Here is a 14,353-nt window from a genome sequence, read left to right on the forward strand (position 1 = left end):
ATTATTCCTCGTCAGCAGTTAATGGCTCAATCTTGACGATTTTGCCACCCAGACGGGTAATTCTTTGGTATTCTTCATTCATCCGGCTATATGGCACGGTAATAAATACGCTACCGCTATTGCGAATGTTGTATTTATTTCTGTCAGTTTCGGAGTTTTGCCGCAAGCCTACAACTTCGTAGCGAAACACACGACTAGCAGAAGAAGAAACGCTACTAGCACCCAATGTGGTTTGACCGAACATTACTTCTATATCTCCTGTTTGGTTTACAATCCCTAGAGCAGCAATTTAAGCTGGGGTAACGCTGGCTATTTTGCCACCTTGCTTATGGATTTGCTGAATTTTTTCAGAAAGACGTTCGTAAGGTACGATAAAAGCTGTGCTGCTTCTTCTCACACTCGGATAGCCGGGATTGCGAAGTCCTGTAACTTCAATCCGGTAAACACGATCAGCTTGCCCGACAGCGTTGCCTAAATTCCGCTTCGGAGCTAAGTCTGCTGTTGCACGGAAACTCCAGTTGCTATTGCTGCCGGAGGGGCCAACAATTGAAGATGCTAGATTGCTCGCTAATTCCCGCGCTAACCGTGGCTTTTTACCTTCTACTTGGGCGCGATCGCTATTGGCATAGCCTCTGTATAACCGGAATATCCGGTTAAATCCTACTGTCTTCTGCCCAGGCTGAGTTTCAAAACCACGATAGTAAGGTACGATGTTATCGCCAAAGTTGTTTTGATACTCTACAGAATCAATGTAAGAGTCAATTTCTGCGTCGTAGCCTTTGTTTTGGTACAAGTCGAGGTGATAAACAACTTCTGACTCATCGTAAGGAGCGCGACCCAACAAATGCTTATAGTTGAGTTCGATCAACCGAGTTTGGAAGCTGTTATAGAAAAACTTGGTTTTGTAGAGTTCTGATTTGGCAACGCTACGCACAAACTCCCGCACTGTCAGGTTTCCATCCCGCAGGAGTGATTCTGCGCTTACAAGGCGTTCTGATGCCATGATGTAATCATTACCCAAGACTTGCCGATACACGGCACGAATCACGGCTTCGACTTCTTCTTTGCTGGCGTTGGGGCGCAGTTCAACTCGACGTGCTTCGCTGTATGGCTCTGTCCCTAGCCTAGATGCTGCTGCTGTAATTGCCATCTTTTATCCCCTTATTGATGTTCGGCGGTTTCGGCCGACTGCTTGCTCAAAAAAGCTTTTTACCTATCCCTACATAAAACTATGCCCGGAGCTTGATCCAACTGCTAGGTGATTTCCATCCAGCACTTGCATCCCTCTCCGGGCAGAAAACTATCTAGCTGAGAGCGTTGATAGCGTAGTCGATGTAGGTGTTAGCTTCGTTAGCAGCTTGACCAGACAAACCATGATTAGCTTTGATGTATTTCAGAGCTTCTACGTACCAGCTAGGAGATAAATCAAAGGAGCTGTTGATTTCAGCCAAACCAGCAATCAGGTATTCATCCAAGGGGCCAGTACCACCAGCTACTAAGCTGTAGGTGATGATGCGGAGGTAGTGACCAACGTCACGAGCGCACTTGGATTTACCACGGCTGTCAGCAGCAAAGTTAGGGCCGGGTGTTTGGGTGGTGTAGGGGAATTTTTGGTAAACAGCTTGGGTTGCACCGTCAATCAAGCGTTGAGCGTTGGAGGTCAAACCACGAGCAGCTTCCATGCTGGCAGCAGCACGTACATAACGACCGTTAACAGCTTGTAATTCGGTGTTGCTCAGGAAACGTCCTTGGGTATCAGCAGCTGCGATAGCTTCGGTAATTGGTGTTTTAACCATCTTTTCAAATCTCCTTGGTATTTTTTAGTCTTTTTACCTGGTTGCCTAAATACTTTCGTATTGAGACGTTGGACTACTATTAAGCAACAGCAGCAGCAGCACGATCAAAGTAGCTTGCTACTTCGGAGATCAATGCACTGCAATCACCTTTGGTGATACCGTTGGGATCGTTAGCGATCGCAATAGCTGCATCTTTCATTTTTTGAACGCCAACAGCTACGGAAGAACCAGGAGTACCTAGAGCGTTGTAGGTTTCACGCAAGCCGTTCAAGCAACGATCATCCAGGACACTTGCATCACCAGCCAAAATAGCGTAGGTTACATAGCGCAAAATGATTTCCATGTCGCGCAAGCAAGCAGCCATACGACGGTTGGTGTAAGCGTTACCACCAGGAGCGATCAATTGGGGTTGTTCTTCAAACAAAGAACGAGCAGCGTTGGTAACGATCGCAGAAGCGTTGCTGGTGATCCGGTTAACAACATCTAGGCGCTTGCTGCCATCTTTAACAACAGCAGATAGAGCATCCAATTGCTCGTTGCTCAAGAACTCGCCTCTAGAATCGGCTTGAGAAGTTACCTTGGTGAATACATCTAATGTCATGGACTCTAATCTCCTAATTCCTTAGTTGAGAGATGTCTCGATTAAAACTGGTAATGTTTTATCAATTTAGGATGGAACCTAACAGACCAAGTAATCATTTCTCGTTTTGCTGCTCTCAAGTCCGCCTGTTGCTTCATGAGGAAAATTATGAGAACTAGGGTTTGTTTTATGAGAAACCAGCAAACTTTACGAATTGATTGCCTTGTTTATGTTCTGTCTGTTATTTACCCCTCCAGCTTATGTTTATACAACGCTATAGATCCTTTATTTGTTACAAATTGTGAATAAATAAGTTGCAGTCATAAGAACCACCTCAAATCCTTTACATACAAGGGCTGTAACTGAGAGAATCCGCTTTTTTCTGTTACACAACTTTATATTTGATAATTTTTTCCAAAAATATTGCGTGTTTAATATTTTCTTAAGCTTCTTAGAACCCTTACTGAGCAAGATATTGCTGTTTTACATCAGTTGTCGCATCCGGAAGGTTATTGTGAAGAAACATAAAATAAATATTTCGCAACATTTTTGTGAGTGCTGGGTTTAGGGTCAAGAGACGATTCTCATCGGTCATAGGTCATGGGTAATTTGTTCGTTTTCCCTGACTCCACGGCTAAAGCTACGCGCGATCGCACCACAGGATCGGTTTCTTGAGCGATCGCAGTTTGTAAAGCCGCCTTTGCTTTTGGTGTCGCCAATTCTTGTAAAGACACAGCCGCCGCATAACGCAGTCCCCAATCTTCAGGAGAAACCAAAGCCCAAATTAATTTTTCTTGGACACAACCAATCACTTCTGCATCTTGAGAATTTATAGCAATTTTTCCTAACCCGCGTGCTGCAATTCGGCGCACATTACCTTGGCAATGATTTGCTACAGTTGTCCCCAAAACTTCCGCTAACAAATCCATTGCCTCATCTGAACCAATTTGAGCTAAAGCTTGAATAATATATGCTTGCAATCCCTGATCACGAGAAGTTTCATAAGTAGCAATTAAGGGTTTTACTGTTGCATTTCCCAACTTAACTAAAGCCTCTACCGCCGCATTTCTTACCATTGGGTGATGATGAGTTAAAGCTGTAATTACTGCATTGATAGAGTCGATTTCTGGAGTATCAGCAACAGCTATAGCGGTAATTGATGTAATTGCTGCTTCTGGTGTTGCAGCCTGATTAATTTGGGCAATTAGTTGCTCATTCATGGTTCTGCTCACTGATAAAAAATTGCATGGCAAAAAAGTAAAAAGGTAAAAGGCAAAAGTAAAAATAATTTTTTGCCCTGGAATTTGCAAAAAATCAATGATTTATCTTATGGAGCGTTCATCCTGCCTACTATATATTAAGGGACACTGATGATATCCAGCCCACAAGAAAATTTAAGTTTTTAATGAAAATTCTTTTTTACTTTTGCCTTTTTACTTTTTACTTGTGATACTAATTTCAAAAATGTATTTTGATTTTTAAAGTTGAATTAGTAAATTATCTATCGCTTGAAAAATTAATAAAGCTGTCTCTTCGGCATAACTATGACTTTCCAGCAGTGCTTCTAAAATGCGCTTTAAGTTTAATAACTTCAAACTATTAGGAACCTGGGCTGTTAAGATAGCCTGGATAGCTTGTTGATGACCAACTGCGCCTAAGTCAAAAACTGCCGCCCAACGTAAATACATATTGTCGTGGTTGAGGTTTTTGACGATACGTTCAATGTATTCGGGTTGTTGCGTTAACAGATACATATATCGCGCCGCCGCACATTGAACTCGTTCTGAAGGATGTTGCAAAAAATCTTCGATTTGCGGACGTGCTGACCAAACTTGGAGTGTTGCTAATGCTTCAATCAAGGCTTCATAAGGTTGTTCTTGACTGGTTGCTAACAGATGTAACAAAGGAGTCACAGCCCTTTTGTCACCAATAGCAGCTAAAGCTGCGATCGCAGCTTCCCTTAAACGCAAATCCTCATCGCACTCTAACGCTTTTACTAACGCTGGTACAGCTTGGGGATTTTTCAATTGTCCTAATGCGCGGGCGGCTTGACGGCGTAGCGGATAACCCCCGCCGGGAATGCGATAACGTTCATCAGACAAAGCCTCGCATAACGCCACACAGCCAGCTTGCACTTGATGTTTACCCAACCACCAAGCAGCATAATAACGAATTTGATTATCTTCACTAGATAATGCTGCGATCGCACTTTCTGGTGAAAGAATTGGTTCAGCAGAGTTAGTAATAGTCATAGTGAAAAGGGTGTAAGGGATTAAGGGTGTAGGGGTGTAGGGATTTTTTTACACCCGTATACCCCTACACCCTTACACCCTATCAAAAAGAGAATTCCTGATTTTTGCTGAAATTTAAACTTGCAAAATGTTGATGATCTTACCGCCGCGCTTGTGAATTTCTTGGTAGGTAGCTGAGAGACGTTCGTAAGGTACAGTGTAAACTTGACGGCTACGGCGTACTGAAGCTTTAGAGCCAATTGTACCGGCGATCGCTTCAATTACAAACATCCGACTATCTCCGCGTTGAGCCGCACTAATTAAAGTTGGTGCAACAGAGGTAAAACCTGTGCCGGCGGAAGTAGGCGGTAAAATTCCATTAGCTAAATTCAACGAAACTTTAGTCCGCAAGCGAGAATTTTTTCGCCCCATTTGAGCATTATCACTATTACCAGAACCGCGATAAAGCTCAAATATGCGATTAAACCCGACGGTTTTCATGCCTGGAATTGATTGAAATCCTCGGTGATAAGGCACAACAGAATTCCCAAAAGCATTGTCATATTCTGGGCTGTAAATGTAAGATTCAATATCTGCATCATAGCCACGCGCAGCATATAAATCTACATGGTAAGCAATCTCTGATTGATCGTAAGGCGCACGTCCCAATAAGTGCTTATAGTTTAATTCGATAAAACGCACTTGGGAGTTGTTATAAAAAAAGCATTCTTTGTAAAATTCCGATTTTGCCAAAGTCTCAACAAATTGCCGCACGCTAATTTTGCCATTCCGCAATAAAGCTTCAGCACTAGTAAATTTTTGGCTGGCATAGATTCCCTGACGACCAAAAGTTTGCTGATAAGCGGCGCGAAATACTTTTTGTAATTCGTCTTCGCTCCAATTTTGGCGTAGCTCTACTTTAATGCCAATTTCATTTCTAATGCCTAGTCGGTCTGCAACAGAAGCACTCATTTAGACTATCGCTCCTTTTGAAATTTTGGTTAGCCATAAATTTGGGTCTTTGGCAGTAGATAACAGCAACAATTAAAGTAGAAACTTTTCCTACTAATTGAGCAATTCTCTATTGACAAAGACCCATAAGTTTGTATTAGCTTAAAGCGTTAATTGCATAGTTGAGGTATGTGTTAGCTTCACCAGCAACATCACCATTTAAACCATGATTGTCACGCACAAATTCCAAAGCTGCTACATACCAACTAGGAGATAAACCCAAAGCACTATTGAGTTCACTTAAACCAGCAACTACATATTCATCTAAGGGGCCAGTACCGCCAACAACACAGCAATAGCTGATGGTGCGGAGATAGTGATCAATATCGCGTACACACTTGGATTTACCTTCGGGAGTAGACGCATATTGAGGGCCACTCATTTGAGTGGTGTAGGGGAATTTTTGATAAACATGATTAGCAGCGGCTTCTGCCCATTTTTTGCCATTATTGCTAAATGCTTTCGCAGCTTCTAAACCTGCACGAGCGCGGTTGAAACGACCAAATACTGCTTGCATTTCGGTATTGCTGAGATAAGAACCGCGCAAATCAGCAGCAGCGATCGCTTCTGTTAAAGGTGTTTTCATAATTCTCCTAATCTCCTCGATTTTTGACTAATTCTTAACAACCAGTTTGAGAAAAGTTGGGACAAGTAATTTATTAAACAACAGCACTTGCAGCGCGATCAAAGTAGCTGGCTAATTCAGCAATTAATTGGCTACAATCACCTTTTGTGATCCCTTTGGGGTCATTAGCGATCGCAATAGCAGCATCTTTCATTTTTTGAATTCCCGAAGCTACAGCATCACCAGGAGTACCCAGTGCTTGATAGGTTTCACGCAGACCATTTAAGCAGCGATCGTCCATTGTGCTGGCATCACCTGCTAATACAGAATAAGTAACGTAACGCAGAATAAATCCTAAGTCACGGATACATGCAGCTTGGTTGCGGTTGTGGAAACAAGCACCACCAGCATTAAAAATTTGTGGACGTTCAGCCACTAAAGACCGATAAGCATTAGCCACAATTGAGGAAGCATTACTGGTAAGTCTGTTAACGATATCTAACCGCTTATTGCTATCAGCAACCATTGCTGATAATGCGTTAATTTCTTCACCACTTAAATATGAACCTTTTTTATCGGCTTGTTCAACTACTTTGGAAAAAGCGTCGAGCATTTTCTATTCCTCCGATTATTCATTGCAGATATTTATGTGGGTTATAGCAATTAATCTATTGAGCAAAATTTATTGCATAACAGAATTAGTATTTCAAATACTAATTTGAAATAACAATCGCTGCCATCAACTATTCTTAAAAACAGCTAATTTTGCTGGTGTTTTTAATTGCTTTTAAAACCTTGTTCGTATTTTATATATTGGTTGACTTAGTTTATTCTTAAGTTTTATAAAATAGTGTTGCTCCATACAGCTTTTTCACTAAACTATCGCTCTACAAAGCTTTGACCCATCCTCAAAAAAATTTTGCTTTACATTCAAACATTTTTAGAAAACTTACTTCATATATTTCCTGAACTTTTTGGAGCTTAGTAAAAAATGAAACTTATATATCAAGAATTTCTGACAGTATGAATTGCACAAGTGATAAACACAGCAGGAATCAAGCTACTGTTCAACAAGAACCAAAAGTTGAAAAATTCGGCTTTTTTATTTCTAACTTTAAAATTTTGGCTTGCAGTCGCTGTTAGTAGACTGTTAAATATTTGTTAGAGAAATTTTGTGATTTAGATCACAATTTTGAATTTTTTTGATCCAAATAAAAATTATGGAGATGCCAAGTCTGAAATATAGGCTTAATTTGCTTATAACTTTTTGTTTATCAGCATTTCACCTGTGACTACAGCTTGTAAATCAGGTTTTGAGTAAAAATCTCTGTGTAAGCTTTTGTAAACCAAAGTAAAGCAGAATCTGAAAATTATTTATATTCTTTTTTCAAAAAGAAACTGCGACTCGGCGACGGAGGACTTCTAACAAAGTTGTAAACGTTTGGGGTAACGGTGCTGTAACTTCAATCCAATCTTCGGAAATTGGGTGCTGTAACTTGAGTCTCCAAGCGTGTAATGCTTGACCAGGAAGATTTACACCCACCGAACGACCAGAACTATAAACAGGATCACCAACAATAGGATGACCGATTTTGGCGCTATGAACCCGAATTTGATGAGTACGCCCTGTTTCTAATTGGAATTTAATTAATGTGTAATTACCTAAGCGTTCTAGTATTTGCCAATGCGTAACTGCTGTACGTCCACCTTCTTCTACAGGAACGACGGCCATTTTTTTGCGGTCTTGGGGATGGCGACCGATAGGAAAATCTATCGTCCCACTTTCAATTTTTGGCGCTCCGTAAACGACACCTAAATATTCTCGCCTTGCGGTTTTGGCTTGCAGTTGTGCTTGTAAGTGCTGATAAGCGATGTCTGTTTTGGCGATCGCGATCGCACCAGTGGTATCCTTATCCAATCGATGTACAATTCCCGGACGCTGAACTCCGCCAATACCGGGAAGGTTTGGACAATGCGCCAACAAAGCATTTACCAATGTGCCATCATAATGTCCCGGTGCGGGATGGACAACTAAGCCAGCAGGTTTGTTAAGGATGAGTAACTGCTCGTCTTCGTAAAGAATATCAAGGGGAATATCTTCTGCCTGTAGCTCTAGGGGCTGTGCTTCTGGTATTTGTAGAGTGATGCGATCGCCTACTTTCACATTCTCCTTTTTAGACGTGCAGACTTGACCGTTAACTTGGACATTTCCCTGTTCAATCAACTGCTGAATGCGAGAACGAGAAACATCCGATAACTCTTGTGCAAGATAACGGTCTAAACGTGCGCTATTTTCTAAAACTTCTAAATTAATATCTGTCTGCATTGAGGATAGGGAGTGGGGAATAACGAAAAATTAAGGGTTTTGGCAAGGGTGTAGGGTACAGAGGTATAGGGATGTATCTCAAACCCTTACGCCATACACCCTTACACCCAATCTTCATAGACAATCTTGGTGCGTAAGTCCTGTTCAAACTTCACGCTTCATCAGGGTTAATTCCCCTATCGTGGAGTAAAGCGCGGAGTGCTGCTAGTTGAGTTTCGGCTTGTTCAGCACGTTGACGCTCTCGTTCAGCACGTTGACGTTCTCGTTCGGCTGCTATTTGTGCTTGTTCGCGTTGTTGCGCTAGTTCTAAATAGGTGAGAAACTTCTGTCCATCGGGACGATAAATTTGAAGTTCGCCATCTGATAACTCAAAGCGAATACCTAGACGCGGACTTATCCAGTGAATCATTTGGGGAATTTCGGCTAATTCATGTTCTGAACGCAACCAACCACTTAATTCTGTTGTCTCTGGGTCATATATATAGTATTCTTCTACCCCATAGCGATCGTAGAATTTATACTTTGCAATCATTTCTTTGGCAGTGTTCCTAGGGGAAAGAATTTCAAATACCACTTGTGGCGGAATGTTACCTTCTTGCCATTGTAAATAAGAACCGCGATCGCCTTTTGGTCTACCAAACACCACCATCACATCAGGCGCTCTTCGAGTTAGGTTATTACCCTCAACAGGGTACCAAAACAAATCACCCGCTACAAATACATTTGGCTCATTTTGAAATAAAGTATCTAATCCGTCTTGAATAGTTACAATCAAGCGATATTGTTTCGTATTTTCCGCCATCGGCTGTCCATCAGTTTCCGGGTAGATGATGTCTTTTTGGGTAGAAGAAGGTAGTTGAGTCACCATGAGCGTAAGTCCAAATTACACAAGTGGCATAGTCAATTTTAGCTTAATCATTCAATAGCTAGAATTCAGTAGAGTTTAAGAACTTATATAGTAGTCCTCCATAAGAAGCAAATAAATCTTGACTTCTGAAGACGGAATTCTGAGCCTTTCTCTACCCCTTGCTCAAGATGATTAATTACTGAACTTCTTTAAACTCTCCGGATATTCTGCTGTATTCTCGACAATTAAAATCTTTAAATAATAATTATATTTATATCTTCAGAGGTTGTTTATCATAAAACTAACTAGTTTTTATCTGGATACAAAAAAATCTATGATGCCACCATCTACTATTTAGCTGAATTTAGATACCTAGCTTCTATCAAATATCCTTTTTGACTTTTGCACCCGATTGGATTGACAGAACACAAAAATATTTACCCAGAAATATTTTTCGACTGATAACAGCAAAACCGATTTTTTAGTGCTGATGCTTCGATTAACTGCTGTAAGTCTTGTTCAGAATCAATTTTCAACTTATTACTGAGACACAATATTTTACTGAGTTCCAACATATACTACAAATATCAAAAACCAAAATGAGTCAGTATATACTTAAGATAAGCCTTTTCTCGTTCATAGACTCTGATTGTCAGACAAAATATCAGTACTTAAGAGCTAATTTTGCTACTGATGGGTTGGAGCCAATACTTCTAAATGCAAAATATGATGTACTGTTAAACTAGCCAGATTATTGCAAGCGAAGCAAGCAAAATTGTTTTTTGGATAATGTTTACCATGAACAAATCCAACTACTTTTTTGTTGAGCGATCGCTTAGTTTGGTATTTCTTAGTTAGGTGTAGTTAGGTTAGCAACATCTTATCAGAGATTGACTACTTTAGAGTTAGGGGTAAAGAATCTCTGTACTAACTGAAATGTGACCGCTATATTTAGCTCAATAGAATCTCAAAAATATTTGCTTGTGGATACCAACTAGGTAATTCACAAATTTGCATTGCCAATATGTACTTTTATCTAAAGATATTCCTATGAAAACCCTCCCTATTAGTAGATATAGATTTTTCCAAAAAATCCAGCCCTTATCTTTATTGAAGAAAATCACCAGTAAATCTGTGACTGGTTGTTTACAAGTCTTTAGTACATCTGGCGCTTGGTCAATATATATAGATGAAGGTAAGCTAATCTATGCCTGCTATTCCGAAAAGATGTTTGAACCGCTTTACCGGAATTTACAACATTTGAGTGAGCAAATTTCGACGTTACCTTGTGGTATTGACGCTCAACTCAGAGCAATATTTGAAAATGGCGCTGGTAGTCAAGCCATACCTAACCCAGATTATTTGGCAATTTGCTGGTTAGTTAATCAAAAGTATATTAGCCCAACAGAAGCAGCCGTACTCATCGAACAATTAGCATTAGAAGTTCTAGACTCATTCTTGAACTTGGAAGAAGGTAGTTATGAATTCATCCCCGAAAGCTTTTTGGATGATATGCCTAAATTCTGCCATCTTAATCTCCGCTTGTTAGTCGAACGCTGTCAAAAGCGAGGAAAAGAGGGAGTTTATCAAGATACTTCACCATATACAGAAAGTAGCTTTGTTGGGTTTAATCATCAAGGCTTCCGTTCATCAACAACTGTGGCGCAGCCATCGCCATTTACCACCCCAACTCGACCACAACCCAAACCAGAACCACAATTACCCAAAATTAACCGCTATCCATCACAAGCTACTAACCCTAGCCATCATAGTTATCAAACGAATTCTGCACCATCTCCAGAGAAGAAAGTATACACAATCTTTTGTATTGATAATAGTCCTGCTTTATTAAATGTCGTTAAGAATGCTTTAGATGAGCAAATATTTTCTGTAATTGGAGTTACAGATTCTTTAAAAGCTTTAATGGAAATTCTGCGGACTAAACCGGACATTATTTTATTAAATGTAGATATGCCTGATTTAGATGGCTATGAGTTATGCACTTTATTACGACAACACGCATATTTCAAAAATACACCCATAATTATGCTGACCGAAAAAGTCAGTCTGATCGACAGAGCAAAAGCTAAAATAGCCAGAGCTTCTGGCTATTTAACTAAACCTTTTAACCAAGGAGATTTAATGAAAATTATTTTTAAGCATATTGTCTAATTTTCAGATTTAGTTAGAATAAATCAACTAAATTGCTGATGTGGAGATTCAGAATTGAGTATTACATGGGTGGGAACAATTCTGATATTAGAAGATGCTCTCAGTGAACTAGCAAATGTGCTGGGAGATAAAGGTTATAAAATTATTAAAGCTAAAACTGCAAAAGAAGCATTAGAAATGGCTTTAGAAGAAAAGCCAGATGCAATTATTACTAATGTATTTATGCCAGGGATGAATGGTTTTGAATTGTGTCGCTTCCTCACAAGTCATCCCAGTCAAGCCAAAGCACCTATCTTAATTTGTAGTACCACAAATCAGACTAGTCATTTGGTGTGGGGTAGAAAACAGGGTGCAGATGCTTATTTAAGCAAGCCTTACACCGCCGAAGAATTGCTGAGTGCCATTCAATTGGTTGAGATGGACTAATTTAATTAGGATTCAGGGTGTAAGGTTTTAGAGACATACACCCCTATACCCCTACACCCAATTTTCACAGACAATCTGTGCCTAAGTCCTGATTGAGATAATAGGACTTATATACGCCACTACACATACTAGACTCTAGCTTGAATTTTTTAAACTTCCAGAGCCAAATGCAGATTAATCGACTCGTCAAATTTCCAAGTGTAATTACCCGCAGCAGCAAAAGCCTCAGCTACGTGCAGTACTTTTGCTTCTAAAATATCCTGCAATGACTCACCTTCATAATCAGCAATATGCGCCATTTTCAACATATTGTAGTTGATAGTATCATGGGGTAATTTTAGCTGGTCAAAATCTGGAGTCAAATCATATTCGCTATTTTCTAATATGTGGTGGTCGCCAGAATGATAATGAACATCAAACCAATCTCTAGTGATTCCTCTTCCATTGGGTGCAAAAAGTATTTGAGACTCTGGAGAGTCAATAACACATTCTGAAATACCTACAGCGATAAACTCAATAGCTAACATCCCAATTAAGGCGTTTCGCATATCGGTTTCTTTATTAATCAAAGTATCCATCGCTATAATTGGTTCTGCTTTTTCAAGCTGGGCTAGAAGTTTAGCACCTTCAGGTGAAAGTTTACCTGTACTTGAATCAGTCATGATTCCGACAGCCGTCATTAACTTCTTCCAATAATCTAAATGACTACCTTCTTCAAAACCATAGTCTTTGGCAATACCAGAAATACCATGTTGCAAAGAAGCTAAGATTTTTTCGCGTTCTTTACCTGTGTAGTTGAAAACTAAAAGCAAATTACGGCTGGAATTTTGTTCAGAGAAACGGTTCAAAAACTTTTTGACGTTTTTGATAACAGTACGAGGAAAGGTTTTGACTATTCCCCAGTAAATTGCTGAATATGACACTAGAGAAAAATAATCACCAGCACACATACCTTGGACTACCTTAGAAGCACCCATGATTTGTTTAACTCTATGAGAGAGTTGAACGATCTCATCAGGCATTTCGGTTAGCAACCCCAACTCATCAACAAGAACTTTACCTTGTTGCAATTCTTCCAATTTAATCAAGGGTGTATTCATGATGGTTTCCTCTCTACAAGTAGGTGTGTTGATTCTGACCAAAGTGAACAATTAGTTACCAGCCAACTGAGAAGGCTTTTCAAAATAAGTTGCTTGTGGTTTTCAGCATTTTTTACTCTCCTAATCCCCAATAACGATACTCTCCAGATATGCCTGTAGAGTATGAGTAGCCACGCAGAGTCTGACCAGAAATGAGAAACACAAAGCAAGTAGCTTTAAATCAGCAGAGGATTTCAGCAGTTCTTCTTAGGGAAATCTAAGACTAGACTGCCTGACCACAGTGATTTATTTCCAACACACTGGTTCTTCTTTGGTGGGAGGATTTAAGAGAATTTAAGACTTGTTGCTAATAATCGAGAAGGCTTTGAAAATATCCTCTGAAGAGGATTCAGTACCTATACTCACCACCTCAAAATGCTTCAAAGTATCATTTTATAGGTGTGATTTAGAGTAATCTTTTAGGTTTCATTACAACATCAAAAAGTTTTTAGATTTCCTCTAAGCAGTAAGGTATTTCAATCGAAACTAGTAAGTAGTATAACTTAGGTTTTTTAGATTCTAAGTGAAATATTAACGAGTAAGATTATAAGGATTTCTCGAAAATAATAAAAAAGCCACTGAGATAACGTGATATAATTCCGCTTTTTATACATAGAGTATAAATTTTAGTAAAATAAGATTTTCAGTATTAATACTTAAAACAAAGATAAATCAGTAGTAGGTGCGTTAAGGTAAAATATAAATATTACGCTATAAAATTCAGCATTTACTAAGATAATCCGATTTAAAAAGCTGATTTTATGATTTTTTGTCTTTAATCAATTTTTTAAATTTTAGTAGTTTTAAAAACTTTATGTAAATTTGAAGTGAGGTTTATTTATGTATTTACTTAAGTAAGTAACATCTCAACCTTAGTAGATATTACTGGGATAATCTTTGGATGATCTTTAAATTTTTTCTTTAATCTTTAAGTAAAATATATTATTTTCTAGCCTCTTAAGTTCATTGCTGATGTCAATTTTTACAGCAAAAATAACGGGGGTGAAAAATTAGTCATTATCATTGATATATCAGTGGCAGGAGGTAAAAGTTTTAAGTGAGGAGAACAAGGTAATACGTAAATTACAGAAAATCATCCTAGAACTAAAGAGCGTTGAAAAGTCAGGAGGAATCTAGATAGTAATATCGCCCTTCGCCCTGGGAAAGGAACGGGTGAATACACCCATCCCACAAAAAAATTTTAGATATTTTTAGGACTTAAGCAAAAAACGGCATCTTATAAATAACTTACCGGATATG

At 39.3% G+C, this 14,353-nt stretch carries 14 protein-coding genes; 2 read left to right on the forward strand and 12 right to left on the reverse strand.

What is annotated here, in order from left to right:
• Position 1: 1 nt before the first annotated feature.
• From H6G75_RS16475 to H6G75_RS16525, 11 genes are all read right to left on the reverse strand, one after another.
• A complete protein-coding gene (locus H6G75_RS16475) occupies positions 2 to 244 on the reverse strand; it encodes a phycobilisome linker polypeptide (RefSeq protein ID WP_190981103.1) in 243 nt (80 codons plus the stop codon).
• A 45-nt stretch (positions 245 to 289) separates the two neighbouring features.
• Complete coding sequence (locus H6G75_RS16480; protein WP_190981104.1) at positions 290 to 1,150, reverse strand: phycobilisome linker polypeptide; 861 nt, start codon at positions 1,148 to 1,150, stop codon at positions 290 to 292.
• 154 nt (positions 1,151 to 1,304) lie between these two features.
• On the reverse strand, positions 1,305 to 1,796 hold the full coding sequence (gene cpcA, locus H6G75_RS16485; RefSeq protein ID WP_190981105.1) for a phycocyanin subunit alpha: 492 nt from the start codon (positions 1,794 to 1,796) through the stop codon (positions 1,305 to 1,307).
• 79 nt (positions 1,797 to 1,875) lie between these two features.
• Positions 1,876 to 2,397: a phycocyanin subunit beta gene (locus tag H6G75_RS16490; protein ID WP_190981106.1), complete on the reverse strand. Its 522-nt coding sequence runs from the start codon at positions 2,395 to 2,397 to the stop codon at positions 1,876 to 1,878.
• A gap of 563 nt (positions 2,398 to 2,960) precedes the next feature.
• Positions 2,961 to 3,596, reverse strand: coding sequence for a HEAT repeat domain-containing protein (locus H6G75_RS16495; protein WP_190981107.1), 636 nt, complete (start codon positions 3,594 to 3,596; stop codon positions 2,961 to 2,963).
• A 258-nt stretch (positions 3,597 to 3,854) separates the two neighbouring features.
• Positions 3,855 to 4,628, reverse strand: a complete 774-nt coding sequence (locus tag H6G75_RS16500; protein ID WP_190981108.1) for a HEAT repeat domain-containing protein — start codon at positions 4,626 to 4,628, stop codon at positions 3,855 to 3,857.
• Positions 4,629 to 4,742: 114 nt separating this feature from the next.
• Positions 4,743 to 5,579, reverse strand: coding sequence for a phycobilisome linker polypeptide (locus H6G75_RS16505; protein WP_190981109.1), 837 nt, complete (start codon positions 5,577 to 5,579; stop codon positions 4,743 to 4,745).
• Positions 5,580 to 5,715: 136 nt separating this feature from the next.
• Positions 5,716 to 6,204: a phycocyanin alpha subunit gene (locus tag H6G75_RS16510; protein WP_062292404.1), complete on the reverse strand. Its 489-nt coding sequence runs from the start codon at positions 6,202 to 6,204 to the stop codon at positions 5,716 to 5,718.
• Between the two features lie 73 nt (positions 6,205 to 6,277).
• Entirely contained in the window at positions 6,278 to 6,796 is a 519-nt protein-coding gene (locus H6G75_RS16515; protein WP_190981110.1) for a phycocyanin/phycoerythrocyanin subunit beta, read from the reverse strand.
• 774 nt (positions 6,797 to 7,570) lie between these two features.
• Positions 7,571 to 8,509: an RluA family pseudouridine synthase gene (locus H6G75_RS16520; RefSeq protein ID WP_190981111.1), complete on the reverse strand. Its 939-nt coding sequence runs from the start codon at positions 8,507 to 8,509 to the stop codon at positions 7,571 to 7,573.
• Between the two features lie 151 nt (positions 8,510 to 8,660).
• Complete coding sequence (locus H6G75_RS16525; RefSeq protein ID WP_190981112.1) at positions 8,661 to 9,377, reverse strand: Uma2 family endonuclease; 717 nt, start codon at positions 9,375 to 9,377, stop codon at positions 8,661 to 8,663.
• A 1,029-nt stretch (positions 9,378 to 10,406) separates the two neighbouring features.
• Between H6G75_RS16525 and H6G75_RS16530 the strand changes: the two genes are divergently transcribed.
• Positions 10,407 to 11,528 (forward strand): response regulator, encoded by a 1,122-nt coding sequence (locus H6G75_RS16530; RefSeq protein WP_190981113.1) that lies wholly within the window; start codon positions 10,407 to 10,409, stop codon positions 11,526 to 11,528.
• 54 nt (positions 11,529 to 11,582) lie between these two features.
• The gene (locus H6G75_RS16535; protein WP_190981114.1) at positions 11,583 to 11,954 is read left to right on the forward strand and encodes a PleD family two-component system response regulator; all 372 of its coding nucleotides are present in this window, start codon (positions 11,583 to 11,585) and stop codon (positions 11,952 to 11,954) included.
• A gap of 149 nt (positions 11,955 to 12,103) precedes the next feature.
• Here the strand turns inward: H6G75_RS16535 and H6G75_RS16540 are convergent, their stop codons facing one another.
• Entirely contained in the window at positions 12,104 to 13,054 is a 951-nt protein-coding gene (locus H6G75_RS16540) for a hypothetical protein (protein WP_190981115.1), read from the reverse strand.
• Positions 13,055 to 14,353: the final 1,299 nt, after the last annotated feature.

This window comes from Nostoc sp. FACHB-280, from assembly GCF_014697615.1.
Taxonomy (GTDB): domain Bacteria; phylum Cyanobacteriota; class Cyanobacteriia; order Cyanobacteriales; family Nostocaceae; genus Nostoc_B.

Bases quoted from the DNA above. Each gene is read 5' to 3' on its own strand.
- H6G75_RS16520 (WP_190981111.1), bottom strand. From the start codon at position 8,509: ATGCAGACAGATATTAATTTAGAAGTTTTAGAAAATAGCGCACGTTTA.
- cpcA (WP_190981105.1), bottom strand. From the start codon at position 1,796: ATGGTTAAAACACCAATTACCGAAGCTATCGCAGCTGCTGATACCCAA.
- H6G75_RS16540 (WP_190981115.1), bottom strand. From the start codon at position 13,054: ATGAATACACCCTTGATTAAATTGGAAGAATTGCAACAAGGTAAAGTT.
- H6G75_RS16515 (WP_190981110.1), bottom strand. From the start codon at position 6,796: ATGCTCGACGCTTTTTCCAAAGTAGTTGAACAAGCCGATAAAAAAGGT.
- H6G75_RS16530 (WP_190981113.1), top strand. From the start codon at position 10,407: ATGAAAACCCTCCCTATTAGTAGATATAGATTTTTCCAAAAAATCCAG.
- H6G75_RS16500 (WP_190981108.1), bottom strand. From the start codon at position 4,628: ATGACTATTACTAACTCTGCTGAACCAATTCTTTCACCAGAAAGTGCG.
- H6G75_RS16495 (WP_190981107.1), bottom strand. From the start codon at position 3,596: ATGAATGAGCAACTAATTGCCCAAATTAATCAGGCTGCAACACCAGAA.
- H6G75_RS16490 (WP_190981106.1), bottom strand. From the start codon at position 2,397: ATGACATTAGATGTATTCACCAAGGTAACTTCTCAAGCCGATTCTAGA.
- H6G75_RS16475 (WP_190981103.1), bottom strand. From the start codon at position 244: ATGTTCGGTCAAACCACATTGGGTGCTAGTAGCGTTTCTTCTTCTGCT.
- H6G75_RS16480 (WP_190981104.1), bottom strand. From the start codon at position 1,150: ATGGCAATTACAGCAGCAGCATCTAGGCTAGGGACAGAGCCATACAGC.
- H6G75_RS16525 (WP_190981112.1), bottom strand. From the start codon at position 9,377: ATGGTGACTCAACTACCTTCTTCTACCCAAAAAGACATCATCTACCCG.
- H6G75_RS16505 (WP_190981109.1), bottom strand. From the start codon at position 5,579: ATGAGTGCTTCTGTTGCAGACCGACTAGGCATTAGAAATGAAATTGGC.
- H6G75_RS16510 (WP_062292404.1), bottom strand. From the start codon at position 6,204: ATGAAAACACCTTTAACAGAAGCGATCGCTGCTGCTGATTTGCGCGGT.